General features: G+C 66.4%; 15 protein-coding genes. 11 read left to right on the top strand and 4 right to left on the bottom strand.

Annotated features, from left to right (window positions below; genetic code table 11):
* Positions 1-11: 11 nt before the first annotated feature.
* Positions 12-638: an LbetaH domain-containing protein gene (locus BIWAKO_RS14165; protein ID WP_069879206.1), complete on the top strand. Its 627-nt coding sequence runs from the start codon at positions 12-14 to the stop codon at positions 636-638.
* A 174-nt stretch (positions 639-812) separates the two neighbouring features.
* The gene (locus BIWAKO_RS14160) at positions 813-2,318 is read left to right on the top strand and encodes a methyl-accepting chemotaxis protein (protein WP_069879205.1); all 1,506 of its coding nucleotides are present in this window, start codon (positions 813-815) and stop codon (positions 2,316-2,318) included.
* A gap of 266 nt (positions 2,319-2,584) precedes the next feature.
* Here BIWAKO_RS14160 and BIWAKO_RS14155 read toward each other — a convergent pair whose 3' ends face one another.
* The gene (locus BIWAKO_RS14155; protein ID WP_069879204.1) at positions 2,585-2,851 is read right to left on the bottom strand and encodes a hypothetical protein; all 267 of its coding nucleotides are present in this window, start codon (positions 2,849-2,851) and stop codon (positions 2,585-2,587) included.
* Positions 2,852-3,188: 337 nt separating this feature from the next.
* Between BIWAKO_RS14155 and BIWAKO_RS14150 the strand changes: the two genes are divergently transcribed.
* The 4 genes from BIWAKO_RS14150 (at position 3,189) to BIWAKO_RS14135 (ending at position 5,416) form a co-directional block, all read left to right on the top strand.
* Positions 3,189-3,677 carry a hypothetical protein gene (locus BIWAKO_RS14150; RefSeq protein WP_069882482.1) on the top strand — a complete coding sequence of 163 codons (489 nt, stop codon included), beginning with the start codon at positions 3,189-3,191 and terminating at the stop codon, positions 3,675-3,677.
* A gap of 280 nt (positions 3,678-3,957) precedes the next feature.
* A complete protein-coding gene (locus BIWAKO_RS14145; protein ID WP_069879203.1) occupies positions 3,958-4,272 on the top strand; it encodes a hypothetical protein in 315 nt (104 codons plus the stop codon).
* Between the two features lie 79 nt (positions 4,273-4,351).
* Entirely contained in the window at positions 4,352-5,023 is a 672-nt protein-coding gene (locus BIWAKO_RS14140) for an SOS response-associated peptidase (RefSeq protein ID WP_069879202.1), read from the top strand.
* A gap of 144 nt (positions 5,024-5,167) precedes the next feature.
* Positions 5,168-5,416 (top strand): hypothetical protein, encoded by a 249-nt coding sequence (locus BIWAKO_RS14135; RefSeq protein WP_069879201.1) that lies wholly within the window; start codon positions 5,168-5,170, stop codon positions 5,414-5,416.
* A gap of 102 nt (positions 5,417-5,518) precedes the next feature.
* Here the strand turns inward: BIWAKO_RS14135 and BIWAKO_RS14130 are convergent, their stop codons facing one another.
* Complete coding sequence (locus tag BIWAKO_RS14130; RefSeq protein WP_069879200.1) at positions 5,519-5,887, bottom strand: hypothetical protein; 369 nt, start codon at positions 5,885-5,887, stop codon at positions 5,519-5,521.
* Between the two features lie 212 nt (positions 5,888-6,099).
* The gene (locus tag BIWAKO_RS35945) at positions 6,100-6,255 is read right to left on the bottom strand and encodes a hypothetical protein (RefSeq protein ID WP_176733320.1); all 156 of its coding nucleotides are present in this window, start codon (positions 6,253-6,255) and stop codon (positions 6,100-6,102) included.
* A gap of 105 nt (positions 6,256-6,360) precedes the next feature.
* Between BIWAKO_RS35945 and BIWAKO_RS14125 the strand changes: the two genes are divergently transcribed.
* The 3 genes from BIWAKO_RS14125 to bla all read left to right on the top strand — a co-directional run bounded on the left by BIWAKO_RS14125 (position 6,361) and on the right by bla (position 10,412).
* Positions 6,361-7,536, top strand: a complete 1,176-nt coding sequence (locus BIWAKO_RS14125; RefSeq protein WP_069882481.1) for a phosphoserine transaminase — start codon at positions 6,361-6,363, stop codon at positions 7,534-7,536.
* A gap of 219 nt (positions 7,537-7,755) precedes the next feature.
* Entirely contained in the window at positions 7,756-9,345 is a 1,590-nt protein-coding gene (gene serA, locus BIWAKO_RS14120) for a phosphoglycerate dehydrogenase (protein ID WP_069882480.1), read from the top strand.
* Between the two features lie 71 nt (positions 9,346-9,416).
* Positions 9,417-10,412 (top strand): class A beta-lactamase, encoded by a 996-nt coding sequence (gene bla / locus BIWAKO_RS14115; protein WP_069879199.1) that lies wholly within the window; start codon positions 9,417-9,419, stop codon positions 10,410-10,412.
* 4 nt (positions 10,413-10,416) lie between these two features.
* On the opposite strand, the gene BIWAKO_RS14110 is transcribed toward bla, so the two are convergent.
* Positions 10,417-11,331 (bottom strand): DMT family transporter, encoded by a 915-nt coding sequence (locus tag BIWAKO_RS14110; RefSeq protein WP_069879198.1) that lies wholly within the window; start codon positions 11,329-11,331, stop codon positions 10,417-10,419.
* A 122-nt stretch (positions 11,332-11,453) separates the two neighbouring features.
* Here BIWAKO_RS14110 and BIWAKO_RS14105 point away from each other — a divergent pair, with 122 nt between their 5' ends.
* Positions 11,454-12,332, top strand: a complete 879-nt coding sequence (locus tag BIWAKO_RS14105; RefSeq protein WP_069879197.1) for a type 1 glutamine amidotransferase — start codon at positions 11,454-11,456, stop codon at positions 12,330-12,332.
* 99 nt (positions 12,333-12,431) lie between these two features.
* A complete protein-coding gene (locus BIWAKO_RS14100; protein WP_069879196.1) occupies positions 12,432-14,144 on the top strand; it encodes a mucoidy inhibitor MuiA family protein in 1,713 nt (570 codons plus the stop codon).
* The last annotated feature ends 74 nt before the right edge of the window (positions 14,145-14,218 follow it).

Below are 14,218 nucleotides of genomic sequence, written 5' to 3'. Positions count from 1 at the left end.
AGGATGACGACATGGCGGGCAAGAAACTCGGACTTGAACCTGTGATCGATCCGACCGCTCACGTGCGGCAGGCGACGCTCGGGCGCTACACCGAAATCGGCGCGCGCACCTCCTTCGTCGAGTCGACGATGGGGGACTACTCCTATGTCGTGAACGACTCGAATGTCATTTACACGACAATCGGCAAATTCTGTTCGATTGCGGCCATGACCCGCATCAACCCCGGCAACCACCCGATGCAGCGGGCGAGCCAGTCGCATTTCAGCTACCGCGCCAGCGCCTATTTCGACGATGCCGAGGACGATGCGCCCTTCTTCGCCTGGCGTCGCTCGACGCCGGTGACGATCGGCCACGATGTCTGGATCGGCCATGGCGCGATCGTGCTGGCCGGCCGCTCGATCGGCACGGGCGCGGTTATCGCCGGTGGCGCCGTCGTCACCAAGGACGTGCAGGCCTACACCATCGTCGCCGGCAACCCGGCCAGGCCGATCCGCCGGCGCTTTCCCGAGGACATCGCGGAGAGGTTGATTGCGCTGTCCTGGTGGGACTGGGACCACGCCGCCTTGCGCGCCGCGCTCGACGATTTCCGGACGCTGCCCGTTGAGGCCTTTCTCGAGCGCTACGAAGGCCTGCGGTGAGCCGTCTACGGCTGTGGCCCGCGCGTGCCACAGCCGACAGTCCTGCGGCATAGGACCACAGACGCTCCGTCATGCAGGCAAGCGCCGCAATCTTCTTCGGATGTTAACCAGCCATCGCCGAATTTCCGCCGGCGTGCCGAGGGGGCTCGGCGCATCAGGCTCGAGTAAACGGCTATGGCACCATCCGACGATCTCGCCCGGCGGCGCGACTTCATGAAGCTCGGTCCGGACGCGTTGCGGCGCATCCACGATGTCGAGGACACGCTTCTCGAGGCCCTGCCGGATGCGCTTGGCGCCTTCTATGCACAGGTCCGCGCCTTCCCCGAAACCCGCGTCTTCTTCGGCAGCGACGCCCATATCGAGCACGCGAAGAGCAAGCAGCTCGGCTACTGGGACCGTATCGCCCGGGGCCAGCTCGACGAGGATTACGTCGCCGCCGTCACCACGGTCGGCAAGGTCCACGCCAGGATCGGCCTGGAGCCACGCTGGTATATCGGCGGCTATGCCCTGTTGCTGGAGCAACTGATCGGCAAGGTGCTGGAGGCGCGTTGGCCGAAGGGTCGCTTCGGCGGCAAGATCGAAGGCGCCGAGGACCGTGCCGCGGAGATCGCGGCCATCGTCAAGGCAACGCTGCTCGACATGGACTATGCCATCTCGGTCTATCTCGAGGCGTCCGAGGCCGCCCGCCTCAAGGTCGAGGCAGAGGCGCGCGCCGTCGAGCAGGCCAAGGCGGACGAGCGCGACAGGGTCGTCAGCCTGGTCAGCGAAGGCATGGCCGCGCTCGCCAAGGGCGACCTGACCTTCCGCATGGACGCGGAGATGCCGCCCGAATACGCGCTGCTGCGCAGCCATTTCAATCACGCCATGGAACAGCTCGGCGAAATGGTCACGACCATCCAGGCGACGTCGGGCTCGATCGCCACCTCCTCGCAGGAGATCGCATCCGGCGCAGACGACCTGTCGCGACGCACCGAGGAACAGGCCGCCGCGCTCGAACAGACGGCAGCGACGACCGAAGAGCTCGCCGCATCCGTCAAGACCTCGGCCCAGTCCTCGCGCGAGTCGGTTGCGCTGGCCGATGACGCCGCCGCCGTCGCCCGCACCGGCGGCACCATCGTCAGCGACGCAATCGATGCCATGACCCGCATCGAGCAGGCCTCGAAAAAGATCTCGGAGATCACCACGGTGATCGACGGCATCGCCTTCCAGACCAATCTTCTCGCGCTCAACGCCGCGGTCGAAGCGGCGCGTGCGGGGGATGCCGGGCGCGGCTTTGCGGTCGTGGCAGCCGAGGTCCGGGCGCTTGCCCAGCGCTCGGCCGAGGCCGCCAAGGACATCACAGGGCTGATCGGGTCTTCCGATGCCGAGGTCGCCGAAGGCGTCCGGCTTGTCCGCCTCGCCGGCGGTACGCTGGAGAAGATCGTCGATGCCTCGATGCGCGTCTCCGGCACCGTCAACGAGATCGCGGTGGCGTCCGGCGAACAGGCCAATGGCATCGACGAGATGAGCCAGACCGTCAGCCATATGGACGAGATCACCCAGAGCAACGCCGCGCTCGCCGAACAGAGCGCGGCCTCGGCCCGCACCCTGCTCAGCCAGATCGAGCGGCTGAACCAGCTCGTCGCAGCCTTCCGCACGCAGGAGCAGCGCGCGGCCAGGGCCGGGCACCGGGCAGCCTAGGAACCCCTGGCCTTCGCGGAATTCGAGCTCGCCCTGCAGCACCCAGATCTGCTGGCGCTGGAACAGGAAGGCGGCGGCCGGATACGGCACCCGCACACCGGGGCGGCAGCGTGATCTGCAGCAGCTCGATGATATCTCCGGAGGGCAGCGAGATCGTCCGGCGAACATAGCCGGTCTTCGGGTCCTGCCAGGCCGGCTGATGGCCATGGCGGCTGCGCCGGCTTCCCGAAGCAGGCAGGCTCGCGGGCGGGAACGGCTGAGGCCCTTTAACTCTCTGCCGCCCGCGCCACCGCCTGGCCGAGCCGCGCGATCGCCTCGGCCGCCCCCGCCTTCAGCGTGACGTCCTGCGCCTCGGCATCCCTGGAAAGCTGCTCGCTCAGCGCCGCGAGGCTGATCTCGTTGCCGCTCGCTGCGAGCTTCAGCACCGCATTCGCCAAAACATTGGGCCAATAGGCGGCACCGCCCTTGGCCAGCCCCTTCGCCTTGCGGCCCTCGAACTCCTTGGTGAGTTGCTCCGGCGTCTTCTTGGCCATGTCCGTCTCCGGCTCCTCTGCTGGTTTCGCCCCATGGACGAGACGGAGGCGGCGCGGTCAAGCCCGGTGGCACAACGACGGACCCCGGCGCCTCTCTTCTGGCAGGAGAAGATGCGAAGCGCCCTCCCCCCGTCCATCATGCCCGACCTTGTCTCCGGCGCAGCCGCATCCGACGCATGGGCCACAACCTCAAAACCGTGATCGCCAGCCCCAAGATCCCTCATGGACCGTTCATTTTACGAGGAATATCCTCTTTTTCGGAGACCTGACCGGGATGGGATGCGCTCGCCCGGCCCAGGTTCCGCCGACGGGCATGCCCCGTCAGGAGGCGATGACCATGACCAAGACCAGCACTGCGCTTGCCCTCGGCCTGTTTGCGCTCGCGGGCGGCTTCGCCCTGCCGGCGGCGACGCCGGCCCAGGCCCTGACGATGAAGGAATGCAGTACGAAATATAACGCCGCCAAGACCGGCAACACGCTGGGTGGCCAATCCTGGAACGACTTCCGCAAGAGCCAGTGCAGCGACGCCGCCACGCCGGCCGCCGCAACGCCGGCTGCTGCCCCGGCCGCCCAGCCGAAGCCGCAGTTGGCTGCGCCCGCCGCCGCGCCGGCTCAGGCGAAGCCGCACGCCGCCATGAGCAATGCTGTCTTCCCGGCCAAGGTCGACCCGAAATACGCGTCCGAGACCGCCGGCAAGCAGCGCTTCAAGACCTGCAACGACCAGTACAACATCAACAAGGCCAGCGGCGGCAATGCCGACCTGAAATGGATCCAGAAGGGCGGCGGCTATTACAGCCAGTGCAACGCCCACCTGAAGGGCGTCTAAGACGGGCGCACCGCGCCCCGCCTCCCCACTCCCTGATCTCGGGCCTGCCCGAGATCAGCTCTCGGAAGTATCGAAGTCGGGAACCCGCGACTTCGATGTGGGAGAGGAGTACTCTCAACCTTCCCGGGAAGGAATTGCCCGGCAATTTCTTCCCGCCTGCCGGGATTGCGCGTGCAGCGGCACCGAAGCCAATCAATAAAGCATTGAGAAACAAAGACTTCTCCGAAGGCGCCTCTGGCCCGCGCCTTGCGTGACGCGTGCAACCAGTCCGGAGGTTGCCATGTCGATTTCAATCTCGTCGTCCCAGCCGGCCACATCGCTTGCCGATGCCTTCAAGACCGTTGCCAAGGTTGCCGACAAGTCCGCGGCGCAGAAGACGGCGGAAACGGATTTCCTCAAACACGCCCAGATGACGCCGGCCGAGCGCATGCACACCGCCATGCTCGCCAAGTTCGGCCTGACCAAGGAACAGTTCGACCAGCTCGATCCCAAGGCCAAGGGCGAGATCGCAGACAAAATCCGCGACGAGATCAAGAAGCAGCTCGAAGCCAGCGGTACCATGCGGACCGGCGTGATCACCGACAAGAAGATCTGAACGCGGCGCGAGCGCGCCGCGCTTTACAGCGCCACCACTGCCACATCATCCTGCCCCTCCCCGGTCGGGAGATGACGCCATGTGTGGACGTTTCAGCCAGGCTTTTACCTGGGAGGAGATCGTCGCCTTCAGCCAGCCGCTGACGGTGCCGACCGAGCGGGCCAATCTCCAGCCGCATTACAATCTCGCGCCGACCGACACCGTACGGATCATCGTCAGGACGCCGCTCGGCCGCGAGCTCATGCCGGCGCGCTGGGGGCTGATCCCGCCCTGGCACAAGGGCAGGCCGAACGAGGTCGGCGCCACCTTCAACGCACGGGTCGAGTCGGTGGCGACGAAGCCGACCTTCCGCTCGGCCTTCAGGAGCCGGCGCTGCATCATCCCGGCCAGCGGCTTCTTCGAATGGACCGGGCCGAAGGGCGACAAGACCCCGCATTTCATCAGCGCCGCCGACGGCGCGCTGCTTGCCTTCGCCGGGCTCTGGGAACGCTGGAAGGACCCGGAAACCGGGCAGGAGATCATCAGCTGCACGATCATCGTGCGCGACCCCGTCGCTGGGATCGCGACACTGCATGACCGCATGCCCTGCATGCTGCACCCCAGGGATTTCGACGCCTGGCTCGACGGCTCCGCCGGCGAAAAGCTGCTCTCCGACCCACCGCCGGCGCTGCGCGACTGGATCGTCGACCGCCGCGTCAACAAGAGCGGCGTCGGCGATGACGACCCCGGGACGATTGTGCCGGTGGGTTAGCCGGCCGGCTCCGAAAACCTCTTGGCCTTCTGCAATGCGATGCTTGCAGACCGGGGCGTCAGTCAGCGTCGTTGCGCGACACGGCCGGGCGGTGCAGGAGCGGCGCAAAAGGGCCGCATGGCCCGACCGTTCAGGACAGCCATCATGCCTCTCGCCTCCCGCGCGCTTGCCGCGGCCTTCGTCTGCCTCCTCCTCGCCTCCCCGGCTTCCGCCGCAATCACCGACCCGGAGATGACCTGCGCCGCGTATCTGAGGAATGGCGGGCACAAGCCGGCCGGTCACACTGCCAGGGACAGGACGCCCGCCGATGTCGCGGCCAGGATCAGGGCGTTTTGCGCAGCCAATCCGAAGATGAAGGCGATGGACGCGGAGATGACGATGACGGGGGATTGAGGCGGGCTGGTCGGTGGAAGGCCGACCATGACGGGAGAGGCGCCGCCGTGGCCTTCCGCCTGCCGCGCCGGATCCGCCGCCCAGTGCTATTCGTTTCCCTCGCTAGAAACGCGAAAAACCCGCGAACGGCTTGGCGATCCGGCCACGTCCGTCGTTGACGAAGGGGGCGAGGCCCGCTTCGACCTCCTTGCTGATGCTGCCATAGATTTCGATCGCCTCGACGGTGCAATGCTCCGAGACGGCCTGGATGTGGGGATCGGACATCTGCCAGTGGCGCAGAATGTCGTCCGAGTTCCTGTAGAGCTGAAAGCTGACCGCGCACATCTCATCGTCATCGATGAAAGTCCGCACCGTCAGTTGCGGCCCGTTCTGCTCGACATGGTCGACCGCCTGTCGCACCGCCTCCCTGAACCGCCCCAACCGCCCCTCGGTGATCCGCATCACGTTCCGGATGATGATCTGCTCGGTCATGCCATGTCTCCGCCTGGGAAAGCGGCGTTCTACAACCTCAACCAAACTTGAGATCAAGAGGGATGGCAGCTCTTTGAAGTCTCGCGATCCGGGGACGCATTCGTCCCGCTGCGGGCGTCCGCCAGCCGATGAGGGCAGCCGTCATGCCTCTCGCGACCGCAGCCCGTCGCGACCTTCGCCTGTCTCCTCGCCCTCCTCGGCTTCAGTTGCGATCACTGCCCCGCAGCGATCGCAATAACGCCGGAGATCTCGGCGAGCAGCGCCGGAAGTTCTAGCCAGCCGGGCCGTGTCATCGCCGATTCTTCGAGCGCTTCATCAGCTCGATCACCACGAGCGCGAAATTCCGAAAGACTCCCTTTCGATTTCACCTGATTGTTGCTCCCGCTTGACTCGCCCCGCCCTGATCCCCTACCCCCATCGACGGGACACGCCGCCCCAACGCGGCGCGCCCATCTGTAAGGATGGAGACATCGATGGTGAATACTGTTCCGGCCACGCGTCCGCGCGTGCCGCATTTTTCGTCCGGCCCCTGCGCCAAGCGCCCCGGCTGGTCCCTCAAAGCCCTGTCAGACGCGGCGCTCGGCCGCTCGCACCGTGCCAAGATCGGCAAGGACAAGCTCAAGCTTGCGATCGACCTGACGCGTGAGATCCTGCAGGTGCCGGCCGATTACCGCATCGGCATCGTGCCCGCCTCCGATACCGGCGCCGTTGAGATGGCGATGTGGTCGCTGCTCGGGGCGCGCGGCGTCGACATGCTCGCCTGGGAGAGCTTTGGCGAGGGATGGGTGACCGATGTCGCCAAGCAGCTCAAGCTCAGCGATGTCCGCATCTTCAATGCGCCCTATGGCGAACTGCCGAACCTGAAGAAGGTCGACACCAGGAATCGCGACGTCGTCTTCACCTGGAACGGCACGACGTCCGGCGTGCGCGTCGTCGACGCGAGCTGGATCGCCGATGACCGCGAAGGCCTGACGATCTGCGACGCGACCTCGGCCGCCTTCGCTCAACGCCTCGACTGGGCCAAGCTCGATGTCACGACCTTCTCCTGGCAGAAGGTTCTGGGCGGCGAAGCGGCCCATGGCATGATCGTGCTCTCGCCGCGCGCCGTCGAACGCCTCACGACCTACAAGCCGGCCTGGCCGCTGCCCAAGGTTTTCCGCATGACCTCCGGCGGCAAGCTCTCCGAAGGCATTTTTGTCGGCGAGACGATCAACACGCCCTCCATGCTCGCGGTCGAGGATTATCTCGATGCGCTGCACTGGGCGAAGAAGGTCGGCGGGCTCGACGGGCTGGTGAAGCGCGCCGACGGCAATGCCCGCGTGCTCGCCAAGTTCGTGCGCGAGAATGACTGGATCGATTTCCTCGCGGTGAAGCCGAAGACGCGCTCGAACACCTCGGTGTGCCTGAAGTTCACCGACCCGGCGGTGACGGCGCTGCCGGCCGACGCCCAGGCCGCCTTTGCCAAGCAGGTGGTTTCGATCATCGAGAAGGCCGGCGCCGGCTTCGATCTCGGGCATTATCGCGACGCCCCTCCCGGTCTGCGCATCTGGTGCGGTGCGACCGTGCAGAGCCGCGATCTCAAGGCGCTGCTGCCCTGGATCACCTATGCCTTCAACGAGGCCAAGGCCGGGCTGAAGAAGGCGGCGTAAGCGCAGCTGCGTCGCGCTCAACGTCATGGTCGGGCCACGCCCGACCATTCTGCCTTGCGATGCCGATGGCGTGCGGGTCGAAGACTTTGAGGCCCGGTGGCCTTTTGTCCAGGCGCGCGCCCGACCCGCGCGAAGACGTGGATGGTCGCCGCAAGCGGCGGCCATGACGACCTTCCCCATTTGGCCCGCCCTCATGCGCGGGCAACCGAGGTATTCCCCATGACCGCCCCCAAAGTCCTGATCTCGGACGCTCTTTCTCCCGCCGCCGTGCAGATCTTCAAGGATCGCGGCATCGACGTGACCTTCGATCCGAGCCTCGGCAAGGACAAGGACAAGCTCGCCGCGATCATCGGCGAGTATGACGGCCTCGCCATCCGGTCGGCGACCAAGGCCACCGCCAAGCTCCTGGAGCAGGCGAAGAACCTGAAGGTCATCGGCCGCGCCGGCATCGGCGTCGACAATGTCGAGATCCCGGCCGCGACCGCGCGCGGCATCATCGTGATGAACACGCCTTTCGGCAATTCGATCACCACCGCCGAGCACGCCATCGCCATGATGTTCGCGCTCGCACGGCAGATCCCCTCCGCCGACCTCTCGACCCAGGCCGGGAAGTGGGAGAAGAACCGCTTCATGGGCGTCGAGATCACCGCCAAGACGCTCGGCCTGATCGGCTGCGGCAATATCGGCTCGATCGTCGCCGAGCGCGGCATCGGCCTGAAGATGCGCGTCATCGCCTTCGACCCCTATCTCTCGCCGGAGCGGGCCGTGCAGCTCGGCGTCGAGAAGGTCGAGCTCGACGAGTTGCTGAAGCGTGCGGATTTCATCACCCTGCACGTGCCGATGACGGAAAAGACGAAAAACATCCTCTCGGCCGAGAATCTCGCCAAGACCAAGAAGGGCGTGCGCATCATCAACTGCGCGCGCGGCGGTCTGGTAGACGAGGCGGCGCTCGCCGCGCTGATCAAGTCCGGCCATGTCGCGGGCGCCGCCTTCGACGTGTTCTCGGCCGAGCCGGCCGAGACGAACCCGCTCTTCGGGCTGGAGAACGTCGTCTGCACGCCGCATCTCGGCGCCTCGACCAACGAGGCGCAGGAGAATGTCGCGCTCCAGGTCGCCGAGCAGATGTCGGACTACCTGCTCAAGGGCGCGATCACCAATGCTGTCAACTTCCCGTCGATCTCGGCCGAGGAAGCGCCGCGGATCAAGCCCTTCGTCGCGCTCGCCGAAAAGCTCGGCTCCTTCCTGGGTCAGCTCACCGAGGCCGCCGTCAAGGGCATCCGCATCGAGTATGAGGGCGCGGTCGCCCATCTCAACCTGAAGGCGATCTCGGCCGCCGCGATCACCGGCGTGCTGCGGCCCTTCCTGCCCGAGATCAACATGGTCAACGCCGCGATGATCGCCAAGGAGAAGGGTATCGTCGTCGAGGAGATGACACGCGAGGTCGCCGGCAATCTCGAGAGCGTCATCCGCATCGTCGTCGACGCCGAGGATATGCCACGCCATGCGTCGGGCACGGTGTTTCAGGACGGCAAGCCGCGCATCGTCGAGATCCGCGACATCCAGGTCGATGCCGAGTTCGCGCCGCACATGCTTTATGTCCGCAATGCCGACAAGCCGGGCTTCATCGGCCAGTTCGGCTCGCTGCTCGGCGCAGCCGGCGTCAATGTCGCGACCTTCAGCCTCGGCCGCGACAAGCCGGGCGGCGACGCGATCTGCTATGTCGCCGTCGACGAGGCGATCTCGGACGAGCTGCTCGAAAAGATCCACGAGATCCCGATGGTCAAGCGGGCGCGCCGGCTGAAGTTCTGAAGCCGCCTGCATCGCGCCCAGACGGCGCCGCAATCCAGATCCCCTGTGGCCCCCGCCACAGGGGATTTTTCATGTCGCGATTCGCCGCTCTCACGCTCGCCTGCCTCGTTCCCACACCAGCCCTCGCCGACTGGGACAAGGCGAAACTCGACAGCGGCATCCAGGCCATCGAACGGGATGCCAGGGGCCGCCTCGGCGTCGCGCTGATCGACCTGAAGGACCGCAAGAGCTGGTCGCATCGCGGGCAGGAGCGCTTCCCGATGCAGAGCGTCTTCAAGCTGCCGCTCGCGGTCACGGTGCTGCAGGCGGTCGAGGCCGGCAAGCTCAGGCTCGACCAGGAGATCCTGGTGAAGCGCAACGAGCTTGCGCTCTACTGGAGCCCGATGAAGAAGGGCTTCAAGGGCGAGGAACAGGCCTACACGGTGACGGACCTTCTCACCCGCTCGACCGGCGCAAGCGACAACAGCGCCGCCGACGTGCTGATGAAGCGGATCGGCGGCCCGAAGGTCGTCACGACCATGCTGAACGAAGGCGGCCTCTCCGGAATCTCCGTCGACCGCTACGAGCGCGAATTCCAGCCCGAGATCGCCGGCCTTCCGGCCTTCGCCTGGGATGAGGTCATCGACGACGAAGCCTTCGAGGCCGCGATCGCGGCCATGCCGAGGCAAAAGCGGCGCGCGGCGCTGGAGAGCTATATCAACGGCGAAGCTCGGGATTCCGCCACACCCGAGGCCTCGATCGCCTTTCTCGAAGGCCTCGTCAGGGGCAACTGGCTGCGCGAGCCCGCGCATGACCGGCTTCTGACCGGAATCCTCCTGAAATCACCGACCGGTGCCCAACGGATCAGGGCGGGTCTCCCCACTGGAGCAACCTTCGCCCACAAGACCGGCACCGGCGACACGCTCGACGGCATCAACAGCGCCATCAACGATATCGGGATTGTCGCCCTGCCCGACGGGCGGCGTTTTGCGATCGCGGTCTATCTTGCCGGCGCGCAGGCCGATGCCACGGCGCGCGAAGCGGCTCATGCAGCCGTGGCGAAGCTCGCGGTCGAGAGCCTGAAGTGAGGGCTCATGCCCGGGCGGCGCGATGCTCGGCGATCCAGATGCCGCCCAGCACCAGCGCCAGCGCCAGCCCGTGATAGAGCGCGAGATGCTCTCCCAGGATCAGCACGGCGAGCACCGGCGCAAAGACCGGCACGAGGTTGACGAAGACGCCGGCCCGACCGGGTCCGATCAGTTCGACCGCGCGCAGGAAGAAGAGCTGGGAGAGCAGGGACGGCCCGATCACGACATAGGCCAGGATCGCCCAGCCTTCGAGAGTCGGCCAGATGACGCTGCCACTCCAGATTTCAAGCCCGAGCAGCGGCAGCGAGACGATGCCGGCGACGATCGCCATGGCCGTGAAGAAGACCAGCCCGGGTACCGCCGGACGCGAGCGGATGCCGACCGTGTAGCCGGCATAGAAGACGCAGCCGATGATCATCCAGACATCGCCCGGCACGAAGCTGAAATTCGCGAGCGTCGCGACATCGCCGCGGCTCGCCGTCACCAGCACGCCAATCATGGTGACAGCGACGCCGAGCGCCTGCATCCAGCCGATCGGCGTGCGATAGGCAATGAACGCACCGATCAGAACATAAACCGGGATCGAGCCCTGCAGAATCCCGATATTGATCGCGGTCGTCGAATAGGCTGCGAGGTACATCAGCGCGTTGAAGGCCGTGAAGCCAAGCGCGCCGAGCGTGATGATCCGCCAGCGATGCGCCATCAGGACCGGCGCATAGTGCTTCAGCTCGCGCCGCAGCATCAGCGGCAGGATCGCACAGACGAAAACCCAGCGCAGCGAGGTCAGCGCCATCGGCGAGATCTGCCCCACCGCAAGCCGGCTCGCCACGGCATTGCCACCCCACATCAAGGTGGTGAGGATCAGGAGCAGATAGGCGTTGCCCCAGACACGCTGCGGCAGGGAGGTGGCTGGGGACAAGGTTGCGGCCTGTGCGGGGGCGGAATGCGCTTCAATAGCCTTGTGTCCCCGTCGCATCCTATGAGATGAGGCGCAAGGCTGCCCGTCGCCCGACGCATCCCTCCTCAGAGGCGTTTGCCACCATGCTGCATGTTTCGAGACCGCTGCGCCTGCTCGTCGTCGATGGCAACACCAGGGAGCAGCGCGAGAGCCATGCTGCCGGCTATGGCAGCCAGCCGGGCGAGGCCTATGCCGATGTGGTGCGCTCGATCGCGCCCGAGAGCATCACCGATATCTGCCTGCCGGCCGATGCCGGCGCGAACCTGCCGGACGGGGCCGGGCTTTCGTCCTATGACGGCATCTTCCTCACCGGCTCGGCCCTGCACATCTACAACCTCGAACCGTCGGTCACGCGCCAGATCGAGCTGATGCGGGCGATCTATGCCAGCGGCACGCCCAGTTTCGGCTCCTGCTGGGGCATCCAGATGGGCGCTGTCGCCGCCGGCGGCACCGTCGTCGCCAATCCCAGGGGCCGCGAGATCGGCCTCGCCCGCAAGATCACCCTGACCGAAGCCGGGCGTTCGCATCCGCTGCTCACTGGCCGCCCGCTCAGCTTCGATGCGCCCGCGATCCATCTCGACACCATCGCCCTGCCCCCAGCGGATACGACGGTGCTCGCCTCGAATGCCTACAGCGCCGTGCATGCGGCCGAGATCCGCCATGACGGGGGCACCTTCTGGGGCGTGCAGTATCATCCCGAGTTCCCGCTCGGTCAGGTCGCTTCGATCCTCGGGCGCATGGTGCCGACCCTGATCGCGGAAGGTTTTCGCAAGGACGAAGCGGCGGCAGAAAGCTGGCTTGCCGATCTCTACGCGCTTGATGCCGAGCCGACGCGGCATGACCTCGCCTGGGCTCATGGCCTCGATGAAGAGGTTCTGGACAGCGAGCGGCGCGTCACCGAATTGCGGAATTTCATCGCACATCGCGTCAAGCCTCACATGAGCATGCGCGCCAGGGCCTGAGAGTCGGGGCACAACCGCATTCCGGCCCAATTCCGCCTTGGCCCCGCCGAATTCCGACGCGCCAATCCGTCGCACTGATTTGCCTCGGGGGAATGCCTGATGATGAGCCGACTTGCCGCCGCCCTGATCTTCGCGCCGAGCCTTGCAAGCGCAGCCGAGATCGAACTGCCGACGCGGATCGACCGGGTCACGGTCTACCCCGACGGCGCGGTGGTGACCCGGCTCGGCAAGGCCGAGTTGCTGCAGGGCGCCTCGCAGGTCGTGCTGCGTGGCCTGCCGGCAGCGGTCGATCCAGCCTCGATCCGTGTCGAAGGCAAGGGTGACGGCAGCTTCGCGATTGGCGCGGTCGATGTCCGCCCCGTTCCCGGCGATGCCGGCCAGGGCCTCGATGCGGTGATCGAGACCAAGCTCAAGGCCCTGCGCGAGCAGAAGGAGGCGCTCGAAGGCCAGGTCAGTGCGATCGAAGCCAAGCGCGGAACCATCGAGCGTTTCGGCCAGACGGGCCCCGACAAGCTCGGCACCGACGGCAAGGCACTGCCGATCAGCGACTGGCCGGCCGTGTTCGATGCGATCGGCACCGCGCTGGTCAAGGTCAATGACGAGCTGCGCATCGCGCGCAGCCGCGTCTCCAATACACAGGCTGAAATCGAGGCGCTGGAGCGCACAAGGCCGCAGGCCGGCCGCGGCAATGCACCCAGGCGCGACGTCGCGATCGCGGTCGAGGCCAAGGCGCCGCTCGCAGCAGAGTTCACCGTCAGCTACCGCGTCACCAGCGCGAACTGGCTGCCGAGCTATGAGGCCAGGCTGGCGACCGGCAGCGCCACCGCCAAGCCCGAGATCACCTTCATTCGCCGCGCGGAGCTGCGCCAGCGTACCGGCGAGGACTGGACCGACGTCGCGCTGACCCTCTCGACCACGCGCTCGGCGGGCGGCACGCGCGCGCCCGAGCTCGCCCCGGTGCAGGTCTCCTTCTTCGATGCGGCGGTACTCTATGAGAGCCGCACACGCCTCGGCGCCGCGCCGGCCCCGATGGCGGCGGCCAGGGCGAAGGCCGAAGCCGAATACGAGGCCGCGAAGTCACGCAAGATGGCGGATTCAGCGCGCCCGGCAGAAGTCCAGACGGCCCAGGTCGAGACCAGCACCTATCAGGCGAGCTTCATCGTGCCTGGCCGCGTCACAGTCCCCCAGGGCGCGACGTCCAAGGCCGTGGTGCTGAGCCAGGGGCAGGTCAGCCCGATGCTCTCGGCCCGCGCCACACCGGAGCTTGAGGAGAAAGCCTATCTCGAAGCCGTCTTCCTCCATGAGGACGAGGCACCGCTGCTTCCAGGCGAGGTCCTGCTGCACCGTGACGGCGCCTATATCGGCCGCGGCCGGCTCGGGCTGGTCGCGCCTGGCGATAAGGTCGAGCTCGGGTTCGGCGCCGATGACAAGCTCAAGGTGAGCCGCGCCCCGGTGCGCCGCCGGGAGAACGAGCCGACCTGGCTCGGCCAGACACGCACGGATCTGCGCGAATTCAGGACTGTGGTGAAGAGCCTCCACGCTCAGCCAGTCAAGGTCACCGTCATGGAACGCGTGCCCTTCTCGGAGAACAGTTCGATCACGGTCGAGACCCTGCCGCAGACCACCCCGCCCACCGAGAAACAGGTCGGCGACAAACGCGGCGTCTCGGCCTGGACCTTCGATCTCGCCCCCGGCGCGGAGAAGGAGATCAAGCTCGCCTACCGCCTGAAATGGCCGGGGGACCGCGAGGTTACGTTCGAGTCCAGGCCAATCCAGCCGGCAGAAATGCCGCGCCCGCTGGCGCAGAACTGACTGGATGATCGGCGCGGATCTCGTATCCGGCCCGATGATCCCAGCTTCTGAGCTTGCATCGGCTTTCCCGAAAA

The sequence above is a fragment of the Bosea sp. BIWAKO-01 genome (assembly GCF_001748145.1).
Classification (GTDB): domain Bacteria; phylum Pseudomonadota; class Alphaproteobacteria; order Rhizobiales; family Beijerinckiaceae; genus Allobosea.
The sequence above is the reverse complement of the archived record's forward strand: the minus strand, read 5'-3'. Positions and strand labels throughout refer to the sequence as shown.